The 23,174-nt window shown below is 59.3% G+C and carries 17 protein-coding genes; 8 read left to right on the top strand and 9 right to left on the bottom strand.

Features of this window, described 5'->3' with window-relative positions:
* The first annotated feature begins 648 nt into the window (after positions 1-648).
* The 4 genes from ADN00_RS10865 to ADN00_RS10850 all read left to right on the top strand — a co-directional run bounded on the left by ADN00_RS10865 (position 649) and on the right by ADN00_RS10850 (position 5,777).
* A complete protein-coding gene (locus ADN00_RS10865; protein ID WP_075062998.1) occupies positions 649-1,623 on the top strand; it encodes an ABC transporter ATP-binding protein in 975 nt (324 codons plus the stop codon).
* Positions 1,620-2,414 (top strand): ABC transporter permease, encoded by a 795-nt coding sequence (locus ADN00_RS10860; RefSeq protein ID WP_075062997.1) that lies wholly within the window; start codon positions 1,620-1,622, stop codon positions 2,412-2,414. Before ADN00_RS10865 ends, ADN00_RS10860 begins: the two co-directional genes overlap by 4 nt.
* Before the next feature lie 8 nt (positions 2,415-2,422).
* Complete coding sequence (locus tag ADN00_RS10855; RefSeq protein ID WP_075062996.1) at positions 2,423-3,226, top strand: ABC transporter permease; 804 nt, start codon at positions 2,423-2,425, stop codon at positions 3,224-3,226.
* Between the two features lie 130 nt (positions 3,227-3,356).
* A complete protein-coding gene (locus ADN00_RS10850; RefSeq protein ID WP_075062995.1) occupies positions 3,357-5,777 on the top strand; it encodes a putative bifunctional diguanylate cyclase/phosphodiesterase in 2,421 nt (806 codons plus the stop codon).
* 63 nt (positions 5,778-5,840) lie between these two features.
* Here ADN00_RS10850 and ADN00_RS10845 read toward each other — a convergent pair whose 3' ends face one another.
* The 6 genes from ADN00_RS10845 to ADN00_RS10820 form a co-directional block, all read right to left on the bottom strand.
* A complete protein-coding gene (locus tag ADN00_RS10845) occupies positions 5,841-6,926 on the bottom strand; it encodes a glycoside hydrolase family 15 protein (protein WP_075062994.1) in 1,086 nt (361 codons plus the stop codon).
* A gap of 2 nt (positions 6,927-6,928) precedes the next feature.
* Positions 6,929-8,515, bottom strand: coding sequence for a glycoside hydrolase family 66 protein (locus tag ADN00_RS10840; protein ID WP_075062993.1), 1,587 nt, complete (start codon positions 8,513-8,515; stop codon positions 6,929-6,931).
* 6 nt (positions 8,516-8,521) lie between these two features.
* Positions 8,522-9,361, bottom strand: a complete 840-nt coding sequence (locus tag ADN00_RS10835) for a carbohydrate ABC transporter permease (protein ID WP_075062992.1) — start codon at positions 9,359-9,361, stop codon at positions 8,522-8,524.
* Between the two features lie 2 nt (positions 9,362-9,363).
* A complete protein-coding gene (locus ADN00_RS10830) occupies positions 9,364-10,269 on the bottom strand; it encodes a carbohydrate ABC transporter permease (RefSeq protein WP_075062991.1) in 906 nt (301 codons plus the stop codon).
* Between the two features lie 85 nt (positions 10,270-10,354).
* Positions 10,355-11,707: an extracellular solute-binding protein gene (locus tag ADN00_RS10825; RefSeq protein ID WP_075062990.1), complete on the bottom strand. Its 1,353-nt coding sequence runs from the start codon at positions 11,705-11,707 to the stop codon at positions 10,355-10,357.
* A 154-nt stretch (positions 11,708-11,861) separates the two neighbouring features.
* Positions 11,862-13,064 (bottom strand): ROK family transcriptional regulator, encoded by a 1,203-nt coding sequence (locus ADN00_RS10820; protein ID WP_075062989.1) that lies wholly within the window; start codon positions 13,062-13,064, stop codon positions 11,862-11,864.
* A 142-nt stretch (positions 13,065-13,206) separates the two neighbouring features.
* Here ADN00_RS10820 and ADN00_RS10815 point away from each other — a divergent pair, with 142 nt between their 5' ends.
* From ADN00_RS10815 to ADN00_RS10800, 4 genes are all read left to right on the top strand, one after another.
* On the top strand, positions 13,207-15,864 hold the full coding sequence (locus tag ADN00_RS10815; RefSeq protein WP_075062988.1) for a glycoside hydrolase family 31 protein: 2,658 nt from the start codon (positions 13,207-13,209) through the stop codon (positions 15,862-15,864).
* Between the two features lie 614 nt (positions 15,865-16,478).
* Complete coding sequence (locus tag ADN00_RS20135) at positions 16,479-18,542, top strand: hypothetical protein (RefSeq protein ID WP_075062987.1); 2,064 nt, start codon at positions 16,479-16,481, stop codon at positions 18,540-18,542.
* Between the two features lie 433 nt (positions 18,543-18,975).
* Positions 18,976-20,454: a hypothetical protein gene (locus tag ADN00_RS10805; RefSeq protein WP_152966328.1), complete on the top strand. Its 1,479-nt coding sequence runs from the start codon at positions 18,976-18,978 to the stop codon at positions 20,452-20,454.
* A gap of 124 nt (positions 20,455-20,578) precedes the next feature.
* Entirely contained in the window at positions 20,579-21,247 is a 669-nt protein-coding gene (locus ADN00_RS10800) for a helix-turn-helix domain-containing protein (protein ID WP_082390063.1), read from the top strand.
* Positions 21,248-21,311: 64 nt separating this feature from the next.
* Here ADN00_RS10800 and ADN00_RS10795 read toward each other — a convergent pair whose 3' ends face one another.
* The 3 genes from ADN00_RS10795 to ADN00_RS10785 form a co-directional block, all read right to left on the bottom strand.
* A complete protein-coding gene (locus ADN00_RS10795; protein ID WP_075062985.1) occupies positions 21,312-21,788 on the bottom strand; it encodes a YbhB/YbcL family Raf kinase inhibitor-like protein in 477 nt (158 codons plus the stop codon).
* Positions 21,789-21,813: 25 nt separating this feature from the next.
* The gene (locus ADN00_RS10790; protein WP_075062984.1) at positions 21,814-22,617 is read right to left on the bottom strand and encodes a DUF92 domain-containing protein; all 804 of its coding nucleotides are present in this window, start codon (positions 22,615-22,617) and stop codon (positions 21,814-21,816) included.
* Positions 22,618-22,743: 126 nt separating this feature from the next.
* A complete protein-coding gene (locus ADN00_RS10785; protein WP_075062983.1) occupies positions 22,744-23,160 on the bottom strand; it encodes a VOC family protein in 417 nt (138 codons plus the stop codon).
* Positions 23,161-23,174 lie beyond the last annotated feature (14 nt).

The following is a 23,174-nucleotide window of genomic DNA, read 5'->3' as shown; positions in this document are numbered from 1 at the left end:
CCAACAAAAGCCGACGGTGGGTTGCGGGCGGGTAAAATTTGCTCTACCTCAAAAAAGACATTCCGCCCTCCACGCCACCCTACAAGAGAACCCAATCCGCGGTAGGGTGGGAGCAGGGCGGATCAGCCTGTTCAATGGTAAACCGGCGTGGCTACCCGCCCGAATCCCACCAACAAAAGCCGACGGTGGGTTGCGGGCGGGTAAAATTTGCTCTACCTCAAAAAAGACATTCCGCCCTCCACGCCACCCTACAAGAGAACCCAATCCGCGGTAGGGTGGGAGCAGGGCGGGCCCGCCTGTTCAATGGTAAACCGGCGGAATGATCCGCCCGAATCCCACCAGCAAAAGCGGACGGTGGGTTGCGGGCGGGGACAAAATGGTTTTGACTTAAAACAAACCGTCCGCCTTCAACACCGCCCTACAAGAGAAATGTTCTTCTGAAAACTGTAACGAAACGAGCGCCGAGAACGTCCTACTTATTGTGCCGGTTTGTTTTTCGGCAGCGAAAACGCCCCGCGCGGGCCAGCGTACCCATTGACTGGTCAGCCTGGCAGGGCAGGCCTGACCATTTGGCTGACCTGCGAGCGCTGGGATATGGGTTACAATGCATCTGCTGGAAAAGTACATTAAAGAAGAGGATGTTTTCGCGTGAAAGCCATAGAAGTAGATCATTTACAACGCATATTTCGGCCGACGATTGGCGTGTTCCGCCGCACCACCAAAGAAGTGCTGGCTGTGGAAGATGTCAGCTTTGAGGTGGGGGCGGGCGAGCTGTTTGGCCTGTTGGGCCCCAATGGAGCGGGCAAAACCACTACGGTGAAAATGCTCACCACGCTGCTGCTGCCCACGCGGGGCGGCGCGCGCATTATGGGGCTGGACGTGGTGAAGAACGCCACGGAGGTGCAGAAGCGCATTGGCTTCATCTTTGGCGGCGAGCGCGGGCTGTATTGGCGGCTCTCTGGCATTGACAACCTGCGCTATTTCGGCAGCCTGTATCATGTCGACCCGGATGTGTCCAAAAAGCGCATCCCTTACCTGCTGGAACTGGTGGGGTTGAAGGATCGCGGCAATGAGCGCGTGGAAGGCTACTCGCGCGGCATGAAGCAGCGCCTGCACGTGGCGCGCACCCTGCTGCACGATCCGCAGGTGTTGTTTCTGGATGAGCCTACCATCGGCCTCGACCCGGTGGGCGCGCGTGAATTTCGCGCGGTGATTAAGAACCTGCAGTCGGAGAACAAGACCATTTTGCTGACCACGCATTATATGTTTGAGGCCGACGCGCTCTGCCAGCGCATCGCGGTGATTGACCACGGCAATCTGGTGGCGCTGGATACGCCCGAGGCACTGAAGCGCTTTGTCAGCGACCTGTCGGTGGTGGAGGTGGAGGTCTACGGCATCCCCGACGAGCTGGTGCAGAAAATCAAAGCCCAGCCCTATGTTGACTCGGTGCATATTGAGAACCGCGAGCAGAAGCAGCTGCTGCAGGTGCAGTCGCTGCGCGGGGCCGAGGCCGTGCCCGACCTGGTAACGCTGCTCAATGGCCTGCGCGTGGGGCGCGTGATTGTGCGCGAGCCAACCCTGGAAGACGCTTACGTGCGCCTGGTGGGAGGCAAAAAAGCATGACGCGCCTGTGGAAAACGTACGGACGCGCCATTTTGGCCGTAGCAGAAATGACCTTTCGCCACAACGTGATGGACGCCTTCATCATTTTCACTGTGCTGGTGCAGCCACTGCTGATCGCCGTCATGGCGATGTGGATGCTGGGCGACAAGGGGCCGGAGATGGCGATATTTGTGGTGGTGGGCAGCGGGATGACCGGCCTGTGGAGCAGCCTGCTTTTTGTGAGTGGCAACAGCATCAACGTGGAGCGCCGCTCCGGTACGCTGGAGACGCTGGTGGGCGTGCCCACTCCGCTGGAAGTGATTGTGTTCGGCAAGAACCTGGCCGACGTAACCCAGTCGCTGGTCTCGATGGTAGCCAGTTACCTGCTGGCCGCGCTGCTTTTCGGGTTTGATCTGTCCATCCAGCAGCCGCTGCTCTTTGTTGTTTCGCTGCTGCTGGCGGTGGTGGCTTTTATCAGTTTTGGGTTGATCATCGCGCCGATCTTTGTGATGAACCCGGCTGTGCAGCAGTTTCAAAACGCGTTGGAGTTCCCGGTCTACATTCTCAGCGGGTTTCTGTTCCCCATCGCGCTGCTGCCAGGTTGGACCACGCCGCTCAGCTATCTGCTGCCGCCGTATTGGGCGGCGCGCGCCCTGCACGCCACCTCGAGTGGAACGGGTGCGCTGCCAGAGGTGCTGCTGTGCTGGGGCATGATGCTGCTGTTTTCGTTGGTGTATTTCTTCCTTTCCAGCCGCTTGTTTAAGCTGATGCTGGTGAAGGCGCGCACCGACGCCACTCTGGATATGGAATAGGAGCCGCCATGCTGCGACAATTGACGGTTAACATCCGCATTTTCTGGCAGGGCACCCTGCTTTCTTATATCGGTATGTTTCACTGGCTGCGGCCGACCACCTACCTGGCTTCCAAGGTGCTGATGCCGCTGGCGCAGATTTTGTTCTTTACACTGCTGGGTATTTATGCCAGCGGGCGTGAGAACGCCAGCTTTTATGTCATCGGCAACGCGGTTCAAATCAGCGCGGTGAGCGGCATCTACGGGGTAACCATGAGCATCGGCGGCGACCGCTGGAACGGCACGCTGCCTTATCTGTTTGGCACGCCGGCCAACCGCTTTTTCCTGTTTGTGGGGCGCGCCTTTATGCACGTCATCGACGGCATGCTGGGCGTGGTGGTGGGTCTGATGTGGGGCGTGCTGCTGTTGGGATTGGATCTTTCGAACACCGATCTGCCCGCTCTGGCGCTGACCATTCTGGTCACGACCATTAGCTGCTCAGGGATGGGGCTGTTGATGGGCTGCGTTGGCCTGATTACGACGAACATTATGTTTGTGAACAACTCGGTCTATTTCTTGCTGCTTATCTTTTCGGGGGCCAATATACCGGTTGACCGCCTGCCGGTGGTGTTCCAGGTGTTGGCGCAGGGTCTGCCGCTGACGCGCGGGATCACCTCGGCGCGCGCGCTGATCGCCGGGGCCAGCCTGGAAAGTGTGCTGCCCCTGCTGCTGGGTGAGCTGGCGGTGGGACTGGCCTACGGGCTGGCGGGCTTCTGGCTGTTCCGTTGGTTTGAGACCAAAGCCAAGCAAAAAGGAACGCTGGAAACCGTATAAGGATCTGTAGAAAACATTAAATTTGCCGATAACGATAAAGAAGGGGTAAATTGACGGTGGAACATCAGGCCGTCTCACCCGGTTTATGGGTATCAAGCGACATTTCATTTACTGGATTACCGATTAACCTATGACTCTTCGCTATAAAACCCTGCTTGCCACAATCGCCGCGACCCTCATTCTGGCCGGTCTGCTGTCGGTTGTCTCTCGGGCTTTCCTTTTCCGCAGTTATATGCAGTTGGAAGAAAAGCGCGTCCAGTCCGATCTGGATGTGGCGCTGTCGGTGCTGGAGTCGCAAAAAGGGCAGTTGGCCAGTTTCGCGCAAGACTGGGGCGCCTGGGATGACACCTACCTCTTTGCCAACGGCGAGAACGAGACGTACGCCGAAACCAATCTGCTGGATGAGACGTTTGTCTATATGCGCCTCAATCTGTTCGCTGTCATCCGGCCGGATGGTGAGCTGCTCTACGCCAAGGGGTTTAACCTGCAGGCGATGGAGGAAGAAGCGCCCCCGCAAGGCTGGCAGGAAGTCTTCAGCCGGCACCTGGACCTTGGCAGCTTTGAATTAGAATCGGACGCGCGCGCTGAAATTGTGATGTTGAACGGTATGCCGTGGCTGGTCGCCGCACATCAAATCATCACCAGTCTGTACGAAGGCCCGGTGGCGGGGACGCTGGTGGTGGGCCGTGCCCTGAATGCGGCGGAGATGGGGGTTCTTTCCGAATTGCTTAACATGCCGGTTGAAATCCGCGAATATGACCCCGCCGCTCTGCCGGAAGATTACACGGCGGCGCTGGCGAATATGCAGGCCTCCGGCAGCCAGAAAACGGCCCTGACCAGAGACGAGGACTGGATCGCCGGGTACACCATGTTGAGCAACAATGAAGGCGATTTGCATTTGATTCTGCGAATTCTGGAGGTGCGTGAATATTACAATCACGCCAAAATCTTCAACCGCTATTTCATCGCGGCGGTAATTTTGATTGGTATTTTCTTCTCGGTAACGGGCAATCTTGTTATTGAGAAAAATATCATCCGCCGCCTGGATGTGATTCACCGGGGGATTGACCTGGCGCGCACGACCCAAGACCTTTCCACGCGCATCAGCCTGCCCGGAAACGATGAATTTTCTCAACTGGCGCGGAAAATTAACCAGACCTTTGAGGCATTGCAGAATTCGCAGAAGGCGCTGGAAGAAAATGAACAGCGCCTGAACCATGAGACCCTGCACGATACCCTCACGCGCCTGCCCAACCGCACCTTCCTGCTCTCGCTGCTGACCGAGATCCTCTCTCAACCAGCGGATGGCGCGCTGACCGGCGTTTTGTTCATTGACCTGGACCGCTTCAAGCTGATTAATGACAGCTACAATCACCAGACCGGGGATCAGGTTTTGGTGCTCACTCGTGACCGCATTCTGGCCTGCCTGCGCCAGGAAGACTTTTTGGCGCGCATGGGCGGGGATGAGTTTGCTGTGGTGCTGCAGAACCTGAAAACAGAAAGCGAAGCGGTGGATGCCGCCGCGAGAATTTTGGATGCGTTCAAATCTGCTTTTGAGATCAATGACCGCAGCATCTATCTGACAGCCAGCATCGGCATTGCCACCTCGAAACATGCCCGGCAGGTCGATGTGCTGCTGCGCGATGCCGACCTGGCGATGAACCGCGCCAAGGCCAGCGGCAAGGCGCGCTGGGTGATGTATAACATGCGCATGCATTCCGACAGCCTGACCCTGCTGCAGGTGGAAAGCGATTTGCGGCGCGGGATTGAGCAGGAAGAGTTTGTGCTGCACTACCAACCGATTATCCGCATGGATACCGGACTGATCGAGGCGGTGGAGGTGCTGGTGCGCTGGATGCACCCCACCCGCGGGCTGCTCTTCCCGGGTGAATTTCTGCCGGTAGCTGAAGAAACCGGCCTGATTGTGCCCTTGAACGAGTGGATCATGGTCCAGGCTGCTCAGCAGTGGCTGCGTTGGCACAAGCAGGGGCACAGCTACCTTAATCTGGCGGTTAATGTGCCGGCCCAGCAGCTGCAAGACGCGTCGTTCCAGGCCATGATCGAACGCTACCAGCCGATTTTAGCGGAGAAGTGCGCCCAGCTGCAGGTGGAGATCACCGAAAGCACGGCCATGGCCGATTACGACCTGGCGCATAACAACCTGGCGCATAACAACCTGGCGCGCATGCGCGAGTTTGGCGTGCGCATTGCCATCGACGATTTTGGCACCGGTTATTCATCGCTGTCGTACTTAAAACGCTTCCCGGTGGATATTTTGAAAATTGACAAATCCTTCCTCGAGCGGATTCAAGAAAATGTTACCCTGTTAGACGCGATCATCGCCATGGGGCATGCTCTGGGGCTGCAAGTAACCGCCGAAGGGGTGGAAAACGAAGAGCAGCTGGAATTTTTACGCCAGCACGGTTGCGACAAGGCGCAGGGTTACCTGTTTAGCCGCCCAGTGAGCGTTTCCATTATGGAAAACCTGCTGGAGCGAAATCTGCTGGCGATGGACGTGGAGGGGACTGAAGAGCCGCTGGAGCTGGTGTAGTCCCGCGCGCTGAAAAAGAAAGCTGGTTCTTTGCACTCACAGGCAAAGAACCAGCTTTTGTGGTTAACTCGCGGGTTGGCGGCTGCCCGCCCGCAGGTGGTGATCGAGAATGATATACATGGCCTGCGACCAAAGCAGCGGGTTGGCAATCGGCCCCCAGCGCTGCACCCAGGGCTGGTAATGCTCCGGGGCGTTAACATGCAGGGGCACCTGTTCGGGCAGCCAGCCCAGCGGATTGGCCTGGGCTTCAATCCATGCTTTGGCCTGACGGGCTTTTTCCGGGTCTCCGGCCAGGCTCCAGTACCAGCCCCACCAGGCGGTGAGCAGCACCCATTCTCCGCCGCCGTAATAGGTGTCTTCGGCATAGCGCTGGATGCCGCCCGCGTGCAGCAGATCTTGCTCGATTTTCGCGACGGTGGCGCGCATACGCGCGTCTCGCGGGTCCACCACGCCGTAAGGGACGGCCAGGCCGAGCAGACTGGAATCGACCAGCGGTGTGCCGATGAACTTGGAGAAATACGCGCCGTTGAACAACTGCGTGTCGATTTTTTCGCGGATGGCCGCCGTAACGGAGCGGTAATCGGCGAGACCCATGCGCGTGCAGGCTTCCAGGCCGCCGTAGATGGCCGCCAGGGTGTAGGCGTGCACGCGGTCGCCAAACTCTTCCCAGCAATCGTAACAGGGATGCTGCCACAGGGCGGCCAGATAATCGGCAATCAGGCGGGCGGCGCGCTCGCACTCGCCGCTGAGAGGCGCGGAAGAAATTTCAAGGTGCTGGCTGAGGCCCCACAACCAGGCCCCAAAACCGTCGGATTGGAAGTTGGGCCAGTCTTCGGCGGCGGCTTCGCCAGTTACGGTATAGCGGGTGTGCAGCACGTCTTGCGGGCTGAGCGGCTGTCCGGCGCGCGCTTTTTCAGCGGCGCGCTGGGCGGTGCCTTCGTGGCGTAAAATCGTTTGGGCCACCCACTGGTGGAACTGGCGCGCGCTTTCGGTCTCCCCGGCCAGATCCATAGCGTAGGCGATGTAGGTGCCGTCGCGGAACCAACTGTAATGGTAGGTGGGAAAATTGGGGCTGGCCAGGTACGCGCCCGAAGGGTGCTGGTTGGCCAGAATGATCTCGATACTGCGCTGCAGCAGGGATGGGGTCATGATTAATTCGTCTCCTCAAATTCAATGAAGATGGTTGTCCAGACGCGCAGCTCTGGCAGCGACACGCGCAGGCGTCCGTCTTTGTGTTGGAAGGCAACAAGTCGCGCGGAGAGGTCGGGACCGTCTGGCGAGGCGGCCAGCACGCGCGCCACCGGCCGCCGCACAGGCAGCGAGACCTCAATCGCCGTTTGAACAGGCGGGAAGGGCTGCGCTTCTGTCCAGAAAGGGTCAGGCGCGCTGCCCAGGTTCACCAGGCAAACAGCCAGCCCGCTTTCTGACTCGCGGCAGGTTATTTCTACCCCGGCGGGGGCAGAGATGTCTTCCTGTTCCAGGTGGGCGGCGGACGGGCCGAGCCATTCGGCGTAGCGCACTTGGAAGTCGTGGTAGCGGCGCAGGGCGGCCAGGGTGGGCGTGTCGAGGGGTTGGTGTTTGGGGAAGTACGGGTCGGCCAGCAGGCGCTGCTCTTCGCCCAGCTCAATGCGCGCGCCGCCAGCCGAGATGATCAGCGCGTCTGCCAGCAGGAGGTTGGCAGGCTGACTGGCGGGCAGGTAAAGGGCAATGATCACCGGGCGGTTTTCTGACAGGCGGCGGGCGTTGAGGGTGATGTCTTTCAGGTCTCTGAAGCGGGGTGTGGGCGGCCAGATTTCGATGTAGACAAAATCTTCGGGGGCGCTGGCCAGGGCCTCGATAGGCCAGTTGCCAACGGCGTTGAAAGTAACAGCCGCGCCGGGGTGCGCGGTTTTCAGACTGTGAATAAACTGGTGGAAAGCCAGCGCAAGGTCTACCGGCACGCCGGCAGCGTTCCAGACCTGTTTGGGCTCGCCGTATTGGTCAACGTGCAGGCCGTCCCAGGGCAGGGCTTGCAGGGTCTGGGCGCACTGATCCAGCAGGTGCTGCACCCAGGGGCCGCCCGCGGCAGGGTTCATGATGCCTAGAAAGTCTTCAAAGGTGTGCGGTTTACCGTCCGCGTCGTACAGACCCCAGTCGGGGTGCTGCCGCCAGAACTGGATGGACGCGCCGTACACGGCCAGGTAGGGCATGGCGGCCATGCCGTGCGCATGCGCGGACTGAATCAGATCGCGGATGGTAACCAGTGAGAGGGCGCGGCCGAGCGGGTCGATGAACTCTTCGGAGGGGGCGGTGAGCTGGTCGTGGCGGTACTGCCAGTCGTAGAACTGCAGACCGTTGATGTGGTGCCGGGCCAGACTGCCCAAAGTTTCAGCGATGTTAAAGCGGTTGGGGAAAAAGTCGCAGAGAAACCCGTAGCGCGGGAAGCGCGTCCAGTTGGCCAGCACATCAAAGGCGGTTTGGGCCGCGGCGGAGGGACCTTCTGGCAGGCAGGTCAGGTTGAGATGCGCGCCGTAACCCTGCTGCGCGCCGCTGGGCGGGGTCCAGCGCAGCGGCAGGCTGTGTTCACCGGCGGGCAGGTCCCACACGGTGGAAAGCCGGCCGGCGGACTGGCTGAAGTGGAAGATCTCAAGGGTGGCTTGCACGCGCCGGGACTGGGAGAGACTCATCTCTACCTGCAAATCCACTGGCGAGCCGGGAGCATAACAACCTTTCATTGGATAAAAATCAATCAGGCGCATAAGAACTTATCCCTTCATACCGGTGGTGGAAATACCCTGAACAAAATATTTTTGAAAAACGAGGAACACAATCACCACCGGAGTTAAGGCGATGATCGAAGCGGCGAAGACCAGTCCCCAGCGGGTGAGGTGCTGCGATTGGAAGAGCGCGATGGCGATGGGCAGGGTGCGTTTGGTGGCCTCTTTTATCGCTACATTCGCCCAGGGAAACTCGTCCCAACTGTATAAGAAGGTGAAGATGGTGACGGTGGCCAGGCCGGGCTTGGAGAGCGGCAGGATGATGCGCGTGAAGATCTGCCACGGGCTGGCCCCGTCAATGAGGGCGGCTTCTTCCAGGTCACGCGGAATGTTGGCGAAAAAGCCGCGCAGTAAAAAGGTCTGCATGGAGAGGTTCATGGTTACATAGACCACCACCAGGCCGATCAGCTTTTCGCGCAGGCCCAGGCTGGTGGCAACCAGAAACTGCGGGATGATGAGCATCACCGGGGGGATCATCATGCCCAGCAGTAGCAGGTAAAACAACACGTTGCGCCCCGGAAATTTGAAGCGGGCGAAGGCGTAGGCCAGCATGGCCGAGACCAGCACGGTGGAGGCCGTGGTAGCCGTGGCTACCACCAAACTGTTGAGAAAGTAGACGCCAAACGAATCGCGGTTAACGGCTTCGACGTAGTTGTCCAGCGAGGGCGTGGTTGGCCAGAGGCGCGGAGGAAATTCAAAGACGTAAGATTGCGGCTTGAGCGAGGTAACAAACATATACCAGAAGGGCAGCGCCACGCACGCCAACCCCAACAGGAGCAGGCCCACGGACAGGGCGATTTTGAGTTTCTTTTCAGTTTTCGCGTTCACGCTTATACCTCCGCGGACTGCTTCTGGAGCAGTTGGATTTGAAAGACACTGACGACGAAGACCACCACGGTCAGCAGGTAGCTGATGGCCGAGCCGTAGCCGAAGTCGAGTTTGGTGAAGGTGGCTTCATACATCAGCGTAAGGACGAAGTGAGTCAGGTCGAGGGGGTTGCCGCCGTCGGTGATCAGCAGGTTTGAAATGTAGGCGTTCAGACCGCCAATTACCAGCACCACCAGCAAGAAGATCAGTGTGGAGCGCAGCAGCGGCAGGGTGATATACCAGAACTTATTGAAGGTATTAGCGCCGTCCACTTCGGCGGCTTCGTACAATTCTTGGGGAATGGCCTGCAGACCAGCCAGGAAGATGACGGCCGTCCAGCCTACGCCTTTCCAAATACCCAGCAGGTGAATGGGAACAAAAGTCAGCACAGGGTCAGCCAGCCAGCGGATGTTCTGTTGGATCAGGCCGAACACGTCGCGCAGCAGGTAGTTGATCAATCCGGCCTGCCCGCTGAACATGTACTCAAAAAGCAGGCTGACAATGACCCATGAGGTGATCACTGGCAGGTAGTAAGCCACGCGGAAGAACACCCGGCCGTGGAACTTCTGGTTGAGGAGCATGGCCACCAGCAGGCCCAACAGCATCTGGGCTGGCACGGTAACGAGGGTGTAAACCAGCGTGTTGAGGGCTGCCTTGCGGAAGATGGGGTCTGCCAGGGCGCGCTGGTAATTTTCGAAGCCCACAAAGACTGATCGCTCAGGTTTAACGATGTTCCAATCGTAAAAGCTGATGCGCAGCGAATACAACATGGGGCCGATGATAAAGGTAAGAAAAAGAATGATGCCGGGCAGCAAAAACAGCAATACGGGCAAATACTGGCGAACACGGCTGGGATAGGCTGATTGCATGAGCGCCTCCAGTGCGAATGAAAAAAAGCAGGTTAAATATCAGCCCCGCCCCAGATACGCGGAGCGGGGCTGAAAGAAGAACAGGTTACTTGAGCAAAGCGTCGATCTCGACAGCCGCCTGGTCTAAGGCTTGCTGGGGCGTTTGCTCGCCGCGCAGCATGCGCTGGAAGGCGTTGTTGATGGCATTGTCCATATCCGACCATTTCGGGTGCGGCACGCGCGCCTGAGCGGTCTCAAGCTGGGTGAGGAAGACGCCGAAGTATTCCGGCAGGCGCGCATCGCCGGTGAGGGAAGCCAGGGTGGGCATCACGCCGACCTCGGCCATCATCACCTGGGCCTCTTCGCTGAGCAGGAAGGCCGCCCACTTCATGGCCGCGTCCGCGTGCTTGGAGCCTTCAAAGATGACCAGATCTTCGCCGCCAACCACCGAGCTAGTGGTGCCAGCCGCGCCGGTGGGGATGGGGGCAAAGTTGACTTCAAAGTCGGGGTATTGGCCTTTGTAGATATCCACCATCCAGGGGCCGTCGATGATCATCGCGTACATACCGGTGGCGTGACCGTCTGATGTGCCGATGCCGCCGCCCAGCAGGTTCGGTGATATGCAGCCCTGGTTGTACATGTCGGTCAGAAGGGTGAACGCGGCCACGCTTTCGGCGCTGTTGATGTAGCCGCTGGCGGTGGTAATGGCATCGTCAACCACTTTGCCGCCCATGGCGTAGAAGATGGGTGCCGGGGCCCAGAAGTAGGTGCCTCCCAGGGCGTAGCCGTATTTCTCGTTGGCGGCGTCCGAGAGCTGGCAGGCCATCTCTTTGAACTCGTCCATTGTTGCAGGTGGCTGGCTGAGGCCGGCAGCTTCAAAGACTGCCTTGTTCCACAGGATCACCTGGGTGTTGGTGTTCTGGGGCAGGCCGTAATAATGGCCCTGCCAGAAGTTGGTGGAGAGCGGGCCGGGGAAGGTTGCGGCGGCGATGGAGTCAAAGTCGGGCATCACGCCGTCGAGCTGCATCAACGCGCCCTGGTTGGCAAACTCGGAGACCCAGGCAATGTCCATGCGGGCGGTGTCGGGGGCCTCGCCGCCGGCGATGGCGGTGAGCAGGGCGGGTTTGAAGTCGTCCCACGAATAGCGGGTGGGCTCGACGTTAATCTCAGGGTTGGCGGCTTCGAAGGCGGCAATCACGTTGGCAAGCTGGTCTTCTTCGGCGTCGCTCATGGTGTGCCAGTACGAAATGGTGACCGGCTCAACCGGAGCTGGCTCGGCGGTGGGCTCGGCTGGCGCTTCAGCAGGGGCCGCGGGTGCTTCGGTGGCGGGCTGCTGGGCGGCGTCGCTCGCGGCTGGCTGCTCGGCAGGCTGGTTGGCTGCCGGGGCACAGGCGCCCAGCAGGATCGATAAGGCGACCAGCAGGCTGATCGCAATCAGGGAAACTTTTGTTGGTTTCATCTCCGTTCTTACTCCATTCTTAAATCGTTTTCAAATTGGGTTGGAAGACTTCTCGACGTATCAATGACTAATTCAGCACAGAACCAGACAGACACCTCCTTTGCAAACTTTTTTCATTGATTGAAATAATGGATCCAAAATTTTTTTGAAAAGATCACCCCGCCTGCTCGCGGTAGATTGGCGATTCGAAGATGCCGTGCAGCACCAAGCCGGCCGCGCCGCGCGCCCAGGCGTCGTCTTCCCACACGTCAATTTTGATCTCGGCATCGCTGGCCAGGCCGTCCATGCTGTGAAGCTGCACCTGTTGGCGCATGGCGTTGAAGAAAAAGTCTCCCGCGCCCACGCCCTCGCCGCTGATCACCACCAGGGTGGGGTTGAAGATGTTAATGAGGTTGGCCAGGCTGCGCCCGAGGATTTCTCCAGCGGCGGCGAGGATGGATTGCGCGGCCGGACTGCCCTGTTCGGCCATTTCAGCCAGCTCGCGTGTGGTGGCGGGCAGTCGCTCCAGGCGGCCCTGTTCAAAAGCCAGACGCGCATCGCGCAGCATGGCCGGGTCTGCGACAAAGGTTTCCAGGCACCCGTGCTTGCCGCAGCCGCACAAGGGGCCGTCGGGGCTGACCACGGTATGCCCCAGCTCGCCCGCGCCGCCGCGCCCGCCGCGGTAGAGCTGGCCGTTGACCACAATGCCCATGCCCACGCCGCGCCCGATGGTGACCACCAAAAAATTTTCCACTTTTTGCCCCACGCCGAACCACTTCTCAGTGAGGGTAAAGGTGTTCACGTCGTTGTCCACATAGACCGGCACGCTGAGACTGGCCTGCATGCGGCTGGCGAGGGGCACATTGTTCCAGCCGATGATCGGCGAGTGGCGCAGCACGCCGGTTTCGGCGTTGACCACCCCTGCCAGGCCCACACCCACCCCCAGCAAACGTCCGGCTGGCACCTGATGGGCGGCTGCCAGGCTGGTGACCGCGCCGCACAGGGCCGCCACTCCTTCTTCCACCGATTTGCCGGTCAGCGGAAAAGTCTGCTTGGCTACCACCACGGCGCGCAGGTCGGTGAGGGCGGCGGTGATATGATCTTCAGTGAGTTTAAGGCCAATCACAAAGCCGCCGCGCGGGTTGAGGTCAAGCAATATGGGACGGCGGCCGCCGCTGGAGTCGCCGGTGGCTTTTTCAAAGATGAGGTCTTTTTCGATCAGCTCAGCGGAAATGCCGGTAATCGTGGCCGCGCTCAGGCCGGTGCGCTGGGCAATCTCGGTGCGCGAGATGGGCCCCAGGGTGCGGACGGTGTTCAGCACCAGGGTGGAATTGATGGCGCGGATCAGATCGCGGTTGCCGGTGGGGGAAATGGGCATGTCAGCTCCAATTACTTTATTCAATGAATGAAGTAATTAAACTATACCGACTTCCCGCCCGTCTGTCAAGTATCTTTTTTTGCTCAACAAAATATGTTTTGCCGGTAAAATAGAAAGATCTTGACTTCAACAGGATGGACATATGAACACCATCATTCCGCTCCCTGAATTTCACCCACTGGCTAACCCCCAGGCTGTAATCGTTACCCGGCAGGCGCGCTTCACTCTGCTTACCCCGCGCCTGGTTCGCATGGAATATTCGCCCGGCGGTCAGTTTGAAGACCGCCCCAGCCAGGCTTTCTGGCACCGCCAACAGCCCGCCCCGCTTTTCACCTCCTCCGAGACGGACGGCGTGCTGGTGGTAGAAACCGAAGCGCTGCGCCTGCGCTACGACAGCCGCGCGGGCGCGTTTAGCCCTGCCAGCCTGCAGATTGAGCTAAAAGAAAGCGGCGCGCTGTGGCGCTGCGGAGACGCGCCGCGCGGCAACCTGCGCGGTACCTACCGCACGTTGGACAATGCCAGCGGGCGCGTGGAATTGGAACCGGGTTTGCTCTCGACCGAGGGCTGGAGCGTGGTGGACGACAGCGGCAGCCTGGTGTTTGATGAAAGCGGCTGGCTGCGGCAGCGCGAGGCCGCCCCCGGCAGCCAGGATTTATATTTCTTCGGTTACGGCCAGGATTATGAAGCCTGCCTGCGCGATTATCTGCGCCTCACCGGCAGCGTGCCGCTCATTCCGCGCTGGGCGCTGGGCAACTGGTGGTCACGCTACTGGGAATATACTCAGCAAGACGTGATGGACCTGGTGGAAGCGTTTGATCGCCGCCAGGTTCCGCTCTCGGTTTTTATCATTGATATGGACTGGCACCTGGTGCAGAACGACAGCGGGGTGAGCGGCTGGACCGGCTACACCTGGAACCGCGACTTCTTCCCCGACCCGGCCGGCCTGGTAGCCTGGCTGCACCAGAAAAAACTGAAAACCGCCCTTAACCTGCACCCCGCCGACGGCGTGCAGCCGCACGAAGCCGATTACGCTGAGATGGCCGCCGCGCTGGGCATAGACCCTTCTACGCGCCAGCCGGTGGAGTTCGCCATTGAGAACCCCGATTTCGCGCGCGCTTACCTGGAGATTCTGCACCACCGCAAAGAGCAGCGCGAGGGGATTGATTTTTGGTGGATGGACTGGCAGCAGGGCACGCGTAGCGGCATGCAGGGCCTCGACCCGCTGTGGTGGCTCAATCACCTGCATTTTTACGACCTGGGCCGCGATGGCCGCAAGCGCCCCTTTATTTTCTCGCGTTGGGGCGGGCTGGGCAATCACCGCTACCCGATTGGTTTCTCCGGCGACGCGGAGATCACCTGGGAGTCACTGGCCTATCAGCCCTACTTCACCGCCACGGCCGCCAATGTGGCCTATGGCTGGTGGAGCCATGATATTGGCGGGCACTTCAAGGGCTTTCCCAGCGCGGAGCTGTACACGCGCTGGGTGCAGTTTGGTGTTTTCAGCCCGATCTTCCGCCTGCACAGCACCAAGAACGCCTTCATTGACCAGCGCCCGTGGGGCTATGACGCGCGCGTGGAAGAGATCACCTCTGCTGCCATGCGCCTGCGCCACCGCCTGGTGCCGTACCTGTATAGTATGGCCTGGCGCAATGCCAGCCAGGGCAGCGCGCTGGTGCGCCCGATGTACCACACCCACCCGCAGCACGATGAGGCCTATCACCTGCCGCATCAATACTGGTTTGGCAGCGAGCTGATCGCCGCGCCGGTAACCCGCCCAGCCGACCCCGAGCTGGGGCTGGCGCAGCCGCTGGTGTGGCTGCCCGAAGGCAACTGGTTCGACTTCTTCAGCGGGCGGCAGTACGCGGGCGGCAAAATTCACAGTCTGCTGGCCGGGCTGGAAGAGACGCCGGTCTTCGCGCGCGCGGGGGCGGTGGTGCCGCTGGCCGGCGGCGAGAGCGCGTTGCGCACGGATCTTCCCGCCGAGCTGGAATGGCTGGTTTTCCCCGGCGCGGATAACACTTTTGCGTTATATGAAGATGACGGCGAGAGCACAGACTACCTGCGGGGCGAGCACGCCCTGACGCGGGCGGATGTGCGCTGGCAGGCAGACGAAATGCGCGTAACGATCTCTCCGGCGCAGGGGGCGGTTCACCTGCTGCCTGCGGCACGGCGCACGCGCTTTACCCTGCGCGGATTGGTCGAGCCGGAGATGGTAACCCTGCTGGTCAACGGCCAGCCGGTAACCTGCGATTGGCAGTACCGGGAGGCAGAGCGCTCACTGGAGGTGCAGGGTGTAAACACCAGCCCCGCGGATGAGGTGAGCCTGACGGCACGGCGCGCGGGCGGTTTGCTGCCGCGCGAAGACGGGCGCAAAGCCGATTTCGAGCGCCTGCTGCGCGCCGCGCGCATCCGCACCGACCGCAAGCAGACCCTTGCCGACCAGGCGGAAGCGATTGTGGAGCAGCCGCTGCGCCTGGGACGCTACGCCAGCGTGTTGAGCGAGGCGCAGATAGCCGCCTTCCTCGAGATTCTGTGCGAGGCCGGCGCGCGCGACCTGTCGCTGGAGTGCGGTGAGGAGAAAGTGGTTTTGTGGAACAACCAGGGGCTGCCGGGTTTTCGCTACCATTTTGCCCACATCCCCGCGGGGTGGATGGAGAGCGGGGTGGCCGAGAGCGGCGAGCTGCCGCGCTTCCGCGCGATTGTTCCCGGCGAGCTGGCCAACCGCCGGGGCGGGCCAGACTGGCGCCTGGCGGTTAGCCTGGCCGATATGGCGCGCTTCACACGCGGGCAAACGCAATAAAGATGCTCCTGCGCCGGCTCCCAACTCCACGGGAGCCGGTTTTTTTTTCTGAATAGCAGCCGGTAAAAAGGGGACAAATTTGACTTGAATTTTTTAAGCGGATGACGGTATGATAAGCGTACACTCCCTTAGGGGAAGCTTTTGCGCTGGATGCGGCGCCGCAGCGGACAGGCAACGGCGCCGGACGGCAGAATTAGTTTGAAATTGGATGGAAGAAAAGCATAAAAAGTAATAAATTGGTCGAAATTGATTAACCATTTTCAAAAATATTGTGCTAGAATATATTTACCAAATCAATATAATCACTTTACGATCGCATCTCAACAGGCTGTCGTTGTTGTTTCATCTCTGCATACTGCCGGTGATTAGCATGGGGAAGGAGGTTTGCCGCAGTTAAGTAACATTTCAGATAGTAACTCGTCTTAAAATACATAACCAAGGCTGTTATCTTTTTCGTCGTCTTGCGGAAGGCATTGATCTGTTCACCTGATATGGTCGCTTTGTCCTGAGGGGAAATTCAGGCGGGGTGGGCAGGGAGCCGAGTAGCGAACCCGACCGAAAGACAGTCAACCTGGAGAACCAGGAGCAGTTGACTCGATTTCGGAGGAATCACAATGACCGCAATAAGTCTGCATTTGCGCAGAAAGCTGGCTCGTGGGTTTTACACGGCCGGAGTCATATTTTTACTGGCTGGGCTGGTATTGTCGCTGGTGAACCAACCTGCCCGCGCCCAATCGGATTTTTCTTTCCAATCTTCTTCTCAATTGAATAGTGGCATGCTGCAAGATGAGCAGCCTACTGAAGAAGCGCCTGCTGAGGAAACCCCGGAGGTAACCGAGGAGGTTACTGAGGAAGTTACCGAAGAGCCGACTCAGGAGGCAACGGAAGACCCCGGTGAAGAAACCGGCGAAGCGCCGACCGTGGAAGAAACCCTGGCGCCCACTGAAGAGGGCGGAGAGCTGCCTACGCTGGAGCCAACCGTTGAAGTTACCGCCGAGCCGACCCTTGAGGCAACCCTGGAGCCGACTCTGGAAGTAACCCTGGAACCGACCCTCACGCCGACCCTCGAAATGACCCCCACGCTGGAGATGCTGGCCGCCCTGCCTGCCGACATCACCGGAGAGGTGAACTTCTCTGAGGAAGATTACGCCCTGTGCCGCTTCTCGGCTGGCGAAATCACCACCGACGTGACCGTAACCCTTCCCGAAGGGGTAACCGGGCGGCTGCTGCTGGAGTTCCGCATTGTCAACCCGCCCTACAAAGCCACCCCGCCCATGTATGCCGGGTTTGATGTAGTCAACGGCCAGACCATCACCGTGCCGGGCACCTGGCCTGGTGTGGATCCGGGCGATGAGGTTGTCGAAATCCATTTTGGCGCTCGCCTTTCGTACCAGGAAAATAACCACGATCATGAGCTGGACACTGATGGGCTGGATATTTACTGGTACCCCTGGGTTTGCCAGGCCACTCCCACCCCCACCACCCCACCCCTGCTGCCCCTGGAGCTGAGCTGGGAATGCGGCGTGGAAGGCACGACCGTGCACACCTGGCGGGTAACCAACCCCAACGACCAGAAAGTGGACTTTAACTGGGCGGTGGAAGGCGGCGGCGAGTCGGGTAGCGGTTCAGTGGATGCCAATGGTGAGGCTTTCTTCACCACATCCATGGACAACCCGCAAACCGTGGTGCTTACCACTCTGCCCACCGGCGCTGAGGATTCGGCTGAAGCTGGCAGTGAATATTGCTACGAGTCCTTATCCTTTGGGTATCTTTGCACGGAAGACAACCAGATCGCCTTCTATGTGAACAACCCCAACGATCAAACCTTTACCTATACCAGCACCGTCAATGGCGCGCCCGGCCCGAGCGGCAGCTTTGGCGGCGGGATGACCACCCTGGCGATTACCCCCCATGGCGCCAATCAGGTGATCGTTAACTGGCAGCAAGGCCCCTTCAACGGATCTGGTACGATTACCACGCCGGAAGACTGCTGCACACCGCTGGACCCCGGCGCTGATCTGGTCTTGACTTACCGTTGCATGGGCACGATGATTGAATGGACTGCCCTGAACCCCAACGCCTTTGATATTGAATTCGCCTGGAGCGCGCTGACCGGCGGTTCGGGCAGCCAAACCGTGGCGGCAGGTCAAAGTGTGGTGTTCTACAGCGCCACTGATTGGGCAGCCAATACCGTTACGGCCAACTGGACAGACCCCGATGAAAATCCACGCACCGTGAGTGTCTCGAATGAGGAAGACGTCTGCCGGGTTCCAGAGACCCCAGAGACCCCAGAGACGCCTGAGACCCCAGAGACGCCTGAGACCCCAGAGACACCAGAAACCCCTGAGACGCCTGAGACGCCCGTACCCTCCGGAACTCCCACCGTCCCGGTTACCACGGTAACGCCAGATGACAACGAAAAGACCCCGGTTGGGCAGCAAACGCCTGCTTCGCAGCGCACGCCCGCACCCGGTGAGAACATCACCACCCAGGGCCAAGGACTGCCCACCCTGGCCGCTCCCGTGGCGCAAGGCGACGCCCTGCTCATTCCGGTAACCGGCGCAGACCTGTCGGGCGGGCCGCTGGGCCAACTGCGAACGCTGTTCGTCTACTTGGGAATGGTCTGCTTTGGCGCGGCTTTCCTGGTGCAGGGCAGCATGAAGAAACGCTCTGAGTAAAAATTGCGGTCGGTCAACTGCCCGGAAGTGATCAACGGGTGAATCAATTCACAGGTGCGCTGGCAACGGTGTGCCTGTGAATTCTTTTAAGGAAATTGGTGTAAATTCTTCATTAAACTTGTTCATTTTCAACTGACTTTTCGCGCTGAACAGGGTAAACTATAAGTAGTGGAAGTTCGCTGGACAACTTGAACTTGAGCGGTTTTATAAACCCTGAGACGAATTCAATGTACTGAAGGATCGAGGGGGAAGAAAAAAATTTTTTGAGGGATGAATGAAAATCGATCTGCTGGAAAGCGGATCGAGTTGTGTGTTGAAATGAAAAGAAACCGAAAATCTGGAGCGGCTCGTATTGCTTAATCGGTGCACCTTATTGAAAACCTGGACAGATTTTCAAAGAATTGCTGCCATAGGGATAATCCTGGCGGTTGGTTTGCTTTTAAGCGGTTGCGCGGCAGGCGCGGTTTCTCCGGCGGCAAACACTAGTTTCTCCGATCTGTACGCGATTGACCCGGCCTTGCGAGAGTATTACCAGGACCTGGGTGGCAAGGATGTGGTCGGCGCGGTGATCTCTCAACCGTATAAAGAAAACGAGATTACCTGCCAGTACGCGGCCAACGCGCTGCTGTGTTTCAATCCGTCTGCCACGGGCGAGCGGCGCTTCTTCCTCTCACCGATCAGCTTAAGCTTCAATGTTCCGCCAGGCCATCACCAACCCGATGCGCCTGTTTACCCGCCCTTTCAACTGGTGATTGATAATTTACTGGGGCGCGAGCAGGCCGGGCGCGTGCTGACCGAAGTGCTGTACGACCCGCACATGCGCCGCATTGAGCAGTATTTTGAAAACGTTGGCTTTTATCAGGACGTGTCTGTCAGTGGCGGCAGCAGCGTGCGCCTGCTGCCCTACGGTGCGTATGTGATGAGCCAGAATCAGCCGATGAAATACCCCGAAGTGATGCACCCCGAAAACCAGAAGGTGGCCATGCCGTTTGCCACCGCGCTGGACCGGCTGGGCGGGTTCAGCTTTTTGGGTCAGCCGATTAGCGAGCCGCACACCGCGGCCGACGGCAGCCTGGAGCAGGTGTTTGAAAACGCGGTGCTCTACGCGCCGGGCGGGCAGCCGCAAGCTGTGGGGCTGCGCAATCTGCCCATTCAGCTGCAGATGATCGCCCACCCGCCGGTGGAGAAGAAATACGACTTAAGCCAGAACGTGGTGTTTTACCCCACCGAAGGCAAACTGGGCTACCATGTGCCGGTTTTGTTTGATACTTATATTGCCCAGCATGGCGGGGTGGAAATTTCGGGCAAGCCCATCGCCGACACCTTCCGCTACGATGACCAGATTGACCGGCAGTGCTACGAGAATTACTGCCTGGAATACTTCCCGCAGGCAGCGCCCGATCAGCGCGTGCGTCTCACACCGCTGGGCTACCGTTACTTGCAGATGGCCGGCATTCCGGCGCTCGACAGCCGGCCCTCGGTGCTGGCCTCCAGCGCTCCAGCCTTGCCCACTCCCGCTGAAGAGGCCGCCGCGCAGCCGCCGCAAGAGGCCGTCAGCGTTCCCGTCACGGCCATAGAAGCGCCTGCCCCGCCATCCAGCGAGGTTACCCTGCGGATTTCACGCCAGTTTGCCGAGATTCCTCCGGATGGAACCCAGGTGATTCACCTGACCATTCATCAGGCAGTGGACTTGCAGCCGGTGAGCAGCGTGCAGGCCAGCATCAGCCTGGATACACCCAACGGGTTGATTTATTATTATGCCCCACCGACCAACGCCAGCGGCCGGGCCAGTTTCGCGGTGCCGCCCATCGAAGGGATTGAAAGCGGCAGCGTGATTGGGTTCGATGTTTGCCTGGAGCAGGCCGGGGGCGCGCCGGTGTGCGAGCATGGCTCGTACCTGGTGATGCAATAGCATGGCTGCGCTGGCTTTCCCATTTTTACAAAAAAAACCGCCTGTAAGCAAGAACCCATCCGATTGGAAAAATTTGCCAATCGCTACTATAATTTTGGTTAAATAGATCACCCGTGGAGAATGTATGCCAAGAAAACGCAAGCTTGTGATATCGGAACCCCCGCAAGGAGCGTTGAACCCGGCCATTGGTTTCGCCTCTGGTTCAGCGGTCAACGTGGGTGAAAAGTTATACCAGCTGCGCTCCTGGCGGGGTTATTCCATCCGCCATCTGGCCGAAATGAGCGGCCTGGCGATTAATACACTGAGCCTGATTGAGAACGGAAAAACATCCCCCAGTGTAAGCACCTTGCAGCAAGTTGCGATGGCGCTGGAAGTGCCCATTACCGCGTTTTTTGAGATGGATGCGGAAAAACAAGCGGTAATCTGTTCCAGCAACCAGAAGCGCGAACAAGCCCAACTTCAAGACACAACGATTGAAGACCTGAGCCTGGGGAAATATTCCGGAAATGTTCAGGCGCTGTTGGTCACGCTTCCGCCGGAGTCACAATGTGGAGAGAGGAATATTGTGCACAACGGGCATGAGATCGTTTTTTGCCTGTCGGGGCGGGTGCATTACCGGGTGGATGGGCAGATCTATGTGCTGGAAGAGAACGACAGCTTGATGTTTGAGGCGCACCTGCCGCACTGCTGGAAGAACGAAGAGAACGTTCCGGCACGCCTTCTGCTGGTGATGGTGCCCAACGATCCGCGGGAAAAAGCCATAGAGCGTCACTTTGGTCCGCTGAATGAATAGTGCCGGAAATGCAGAGATAAACGAAATGCCCGTGAAAAACGGGCATTTTTCTTTAAGGTGTTGTTTAAGCTTCTCCGCAGCGGGCGTATTCGCCGGTGTAGTGCGCGCTGGCGATGATATGCCCCTGGATGGCTTTCTTCAGGTCAGCGCCGGGAAGGGCGGCGGGAAGCTGCGGGGGCAGGTCGAGGGCATAAAGGTCGAAGGTGTAGTGATGCGAAGACCCACAAGACGGGCAAGGGCCGTCGTAGCCCACGGCGTCGAAGTCATTCAATCCCTGGGTGCCGATGCCTGGCAGATGCGTGAGCTTTTCCAGGGCTTCGGGCAAGGCGGTGAGGGTTGGTTCAATGTTATATAAAGACCAGTGCACGAACACGCCCATCGGGCTATCGGGGTCTTCCATGATCAACGCCAGGCTTTTAGCGCCGGCGGGTACGCCCTGCCATTTGAGCCGCGGCGAAACGTTCTTGCCATCACAGGTGAGCTGAACGGGAATCATTTCGCCATTGGCAAAGGCTTCCGCCTGAAAATTAAATTGAGACATAGGTACACTCCTTATACACAATTGGTCAGATCAAAACCAGTCCGCCCAGCAGGGCCGCCGCGCCGCCAGCCAGCGTGCATAGCGAATTGACCCAGTCATTATTGAGCCAGGGCCAGCCGCGCTTGAACTGGGTGGGCGCGCCGCAGCTGTGCAGTGGGTGGCGCTCGGTTTCTTTGCCGCAGGCCGGGCAGACGTACATGGCCTGCAGGCTGGCTGCCAGAAGCGAGTCGATCAGACTGCCCAACAACCCCGCCAGTCCGATCAGTGCGACCACGGCCAGCGATGAGGACGCCATCGGCCCCACCAGCACGGCCAGCGCGCCGATCAGCAGCCCGCCGGCCAAGGCGGCCAGCGTGCCGGGCAGGGTAATCGCCCCGGCGGTGCCGCGCTCCACCGGGCGCAGGCTGGTGATGAGGTAGGGCTGCGCGCGGCTGAGCACGCCCAGTTCGGTGGCCCAGGTATCGGCGTTGGCCGCCGCCAGGGTCCCGGCAAAGCCCAACCACGGCCAGGTGGCCTGCGGCTGCAGCAGGTGGAGAAGCACAAACAACCCCGAAAGGCCGCCGTTGGCCAGAACCTGGGCCCAGTCGCGGCGCGACCCCTTGGAGAAGGAGGCGTCGAGCGCGGCTTTGCGGCGTCCCAATAGTTTGGAAAGCGCGCTGGAGGTGATAAAGAACCCCAGCAGCAGCACGGCCCAAGGCAGGCCGCCCAAACCAAACACAATGGTTCCCAGAATGGTGGCGGCCAGCGCGCCGCTGGTGGAAAGATTTTGCGTTTTCCAGGCCAGCAAAGAGATCAGGACGGCGGCGGTGAATCCGATGAACAACTGCATAGGCGCTTTCTCCCTTGCGCGCGGCGCTGAGGCAGGATCGCGGCAATGATTATATGACTAATTTTATCTCAATTTTAATCATTTCAGGCTGCCCGCGCGGGGCATCCTTATACAACTTGGCGGGGTTTACAGCTCTTGAAACAGCTCCACCGATTCGCCGTTGGGGCCGGTGAAGAAAGCCACCACGGCCTGCAGCTTGCCGCCCAGGTTCACTTGCTTGGGCTCCATGGTGATGGGGCAGCCCGCCTGGCGCACCATCTCAACCGCGGCGCGCGTGTCGGCGGCAGCCAAGGCGAAATGCGCCAGGGGAACCGTCTCAGATGGGATGGGCGTGCCGCCTTCCGGCTCTTGCAGTTCCACAAAGCTGCCGTCACCGCAGTCGAGGAGCACAAATCGCCGGCCGCCAACCTCAAATGGCTGGTGCTCGCGCATGCCGAGCGTGTCGCGGTAGAAGCGCAGCGCGGCGTCAAAATCGACGGTTTGGATGGAAATGTGGTGAAATCCACAACCGGGCAAGGTGGAATTGTGTGTGCCTTTGGGCATAATCTGGTTTCCTT

Source organism: Ornatilinea apprima (genome assembly GCF_001306115.1).
Taxonomy (GTDB): domain Bacteria; phylum Chloroflexota; class Anaerolineae; order Anaerolineales; family Anaerolineaceae; genus Ornatilinea; species Ornatilinea apprima.
Note: the sequence above shows the minus strand (reverse complement) of the source record. Positions and strands in the feature narration are given on the sequence as shown.

Excerpts from the sequence above, each read along its gene's own strand:
- ADN00_RS10860 (WP_075062997.1), top strand. The coding sequence starts at position 1,620 with ATGACGCGCCTGTGGAAAACGTACGGACGCGCCATTTTGGCCGTAGCA.
- ADN00_RS10855 (WP_075062996.1), top strand. The coding sequence starts at position 2,423 with ATGCTGCGACAATTGACGGTTAACATCCGCATTTTCTGGCAGGGCACC.
- ADN00_RS10850 (WP_075062995.1), top strand. The coding sequence starts at position 3,357 with ATGACTCTTCGCTATAAAACCCTGCTTGCCACAATCGCCGCGACCCTC.
- ADN00_RS10845 (WP_075062994.1), bottom strand. The coding sequence starts at position 6,926 with ATGACCCCATCCCTGCTGCAGCGCAGTATCGAGATCATTCTGGCCAAC.
- ADN00_RS10840 (WP_075062993.1), bottom strand. The coding sequence starts at position 8,515 with ATGCGCCTGATTGATTTTTATCCAATGAAAGGTTGTTATGCTCCCGGC.
- ADN00_RS10830 (WP_075062991.1), bottom strand. The coding sequence starts at position 10,269 with ATGCAATCAGCCTATCCCAGCCGTGTTCGCCAGTATTTGCCCGTATTG.
- ADN00_RS10825 (WP_075062990.1), bottom strand. The coding sequence starts at position 11,707 with ATGAAACCAACAAAAGTTTCCCTGATTGCGATCAGCCTGCTGGTCGCC.
- ADN00_RS10820 (WP_075062989.1), bottom strand. The coding sequence starts at position 13,064 with ATGCCCATTTCCCCCACCGGCAACCGCGATCTGATCCGCGCCATCAAT.
- ADN00_RS10815 (WP_075062988.1), top strand. The coding sequence starts at position 13,207 with ATGAACACCATCATTCCGCTCCCTGAATTTCACCCACTGGCTAACCCC.
- ADN00_RS20135 (WP_075062987.1), top strand. The coding sequence starts at position 16,479 with ATGACCGCAATAAGTCTGCATTTGCGCAGAAAGCTGGCTCGTGGGTTT.
- ADN00_RS10800 (WP_082390063.1), top strand. The coding sequence starts at position 20,579 with ATGCCAAGAAAACGCAAGCTTGTGATATCGGAACCCCCGCAAGGAGCG.
- ADN00_RS10795 (WP_075062985.1), bottom strand. The coding sequence starts at position 21,788 with ATGTCTCAATTTAATTTTCAGGCGGAAGCCTTTGCCAATGGCGAAATG.
- ADN00_RS10790 (WP_075062984.1), bottom strand. The coding sequence starts at position 22,617 with ATGCAGTTGTTCATCGGATTCACCGCCGCCGTCCTGATCTCTTTGCTG.
- ADN00_RS10785 (WP_075062983.1), bottom strand. The coding sequence starts at position 23,160 with ATGCCCAAAGGCACACACAATTCCACCTTGCCCGGTTGTGGATTTCAC.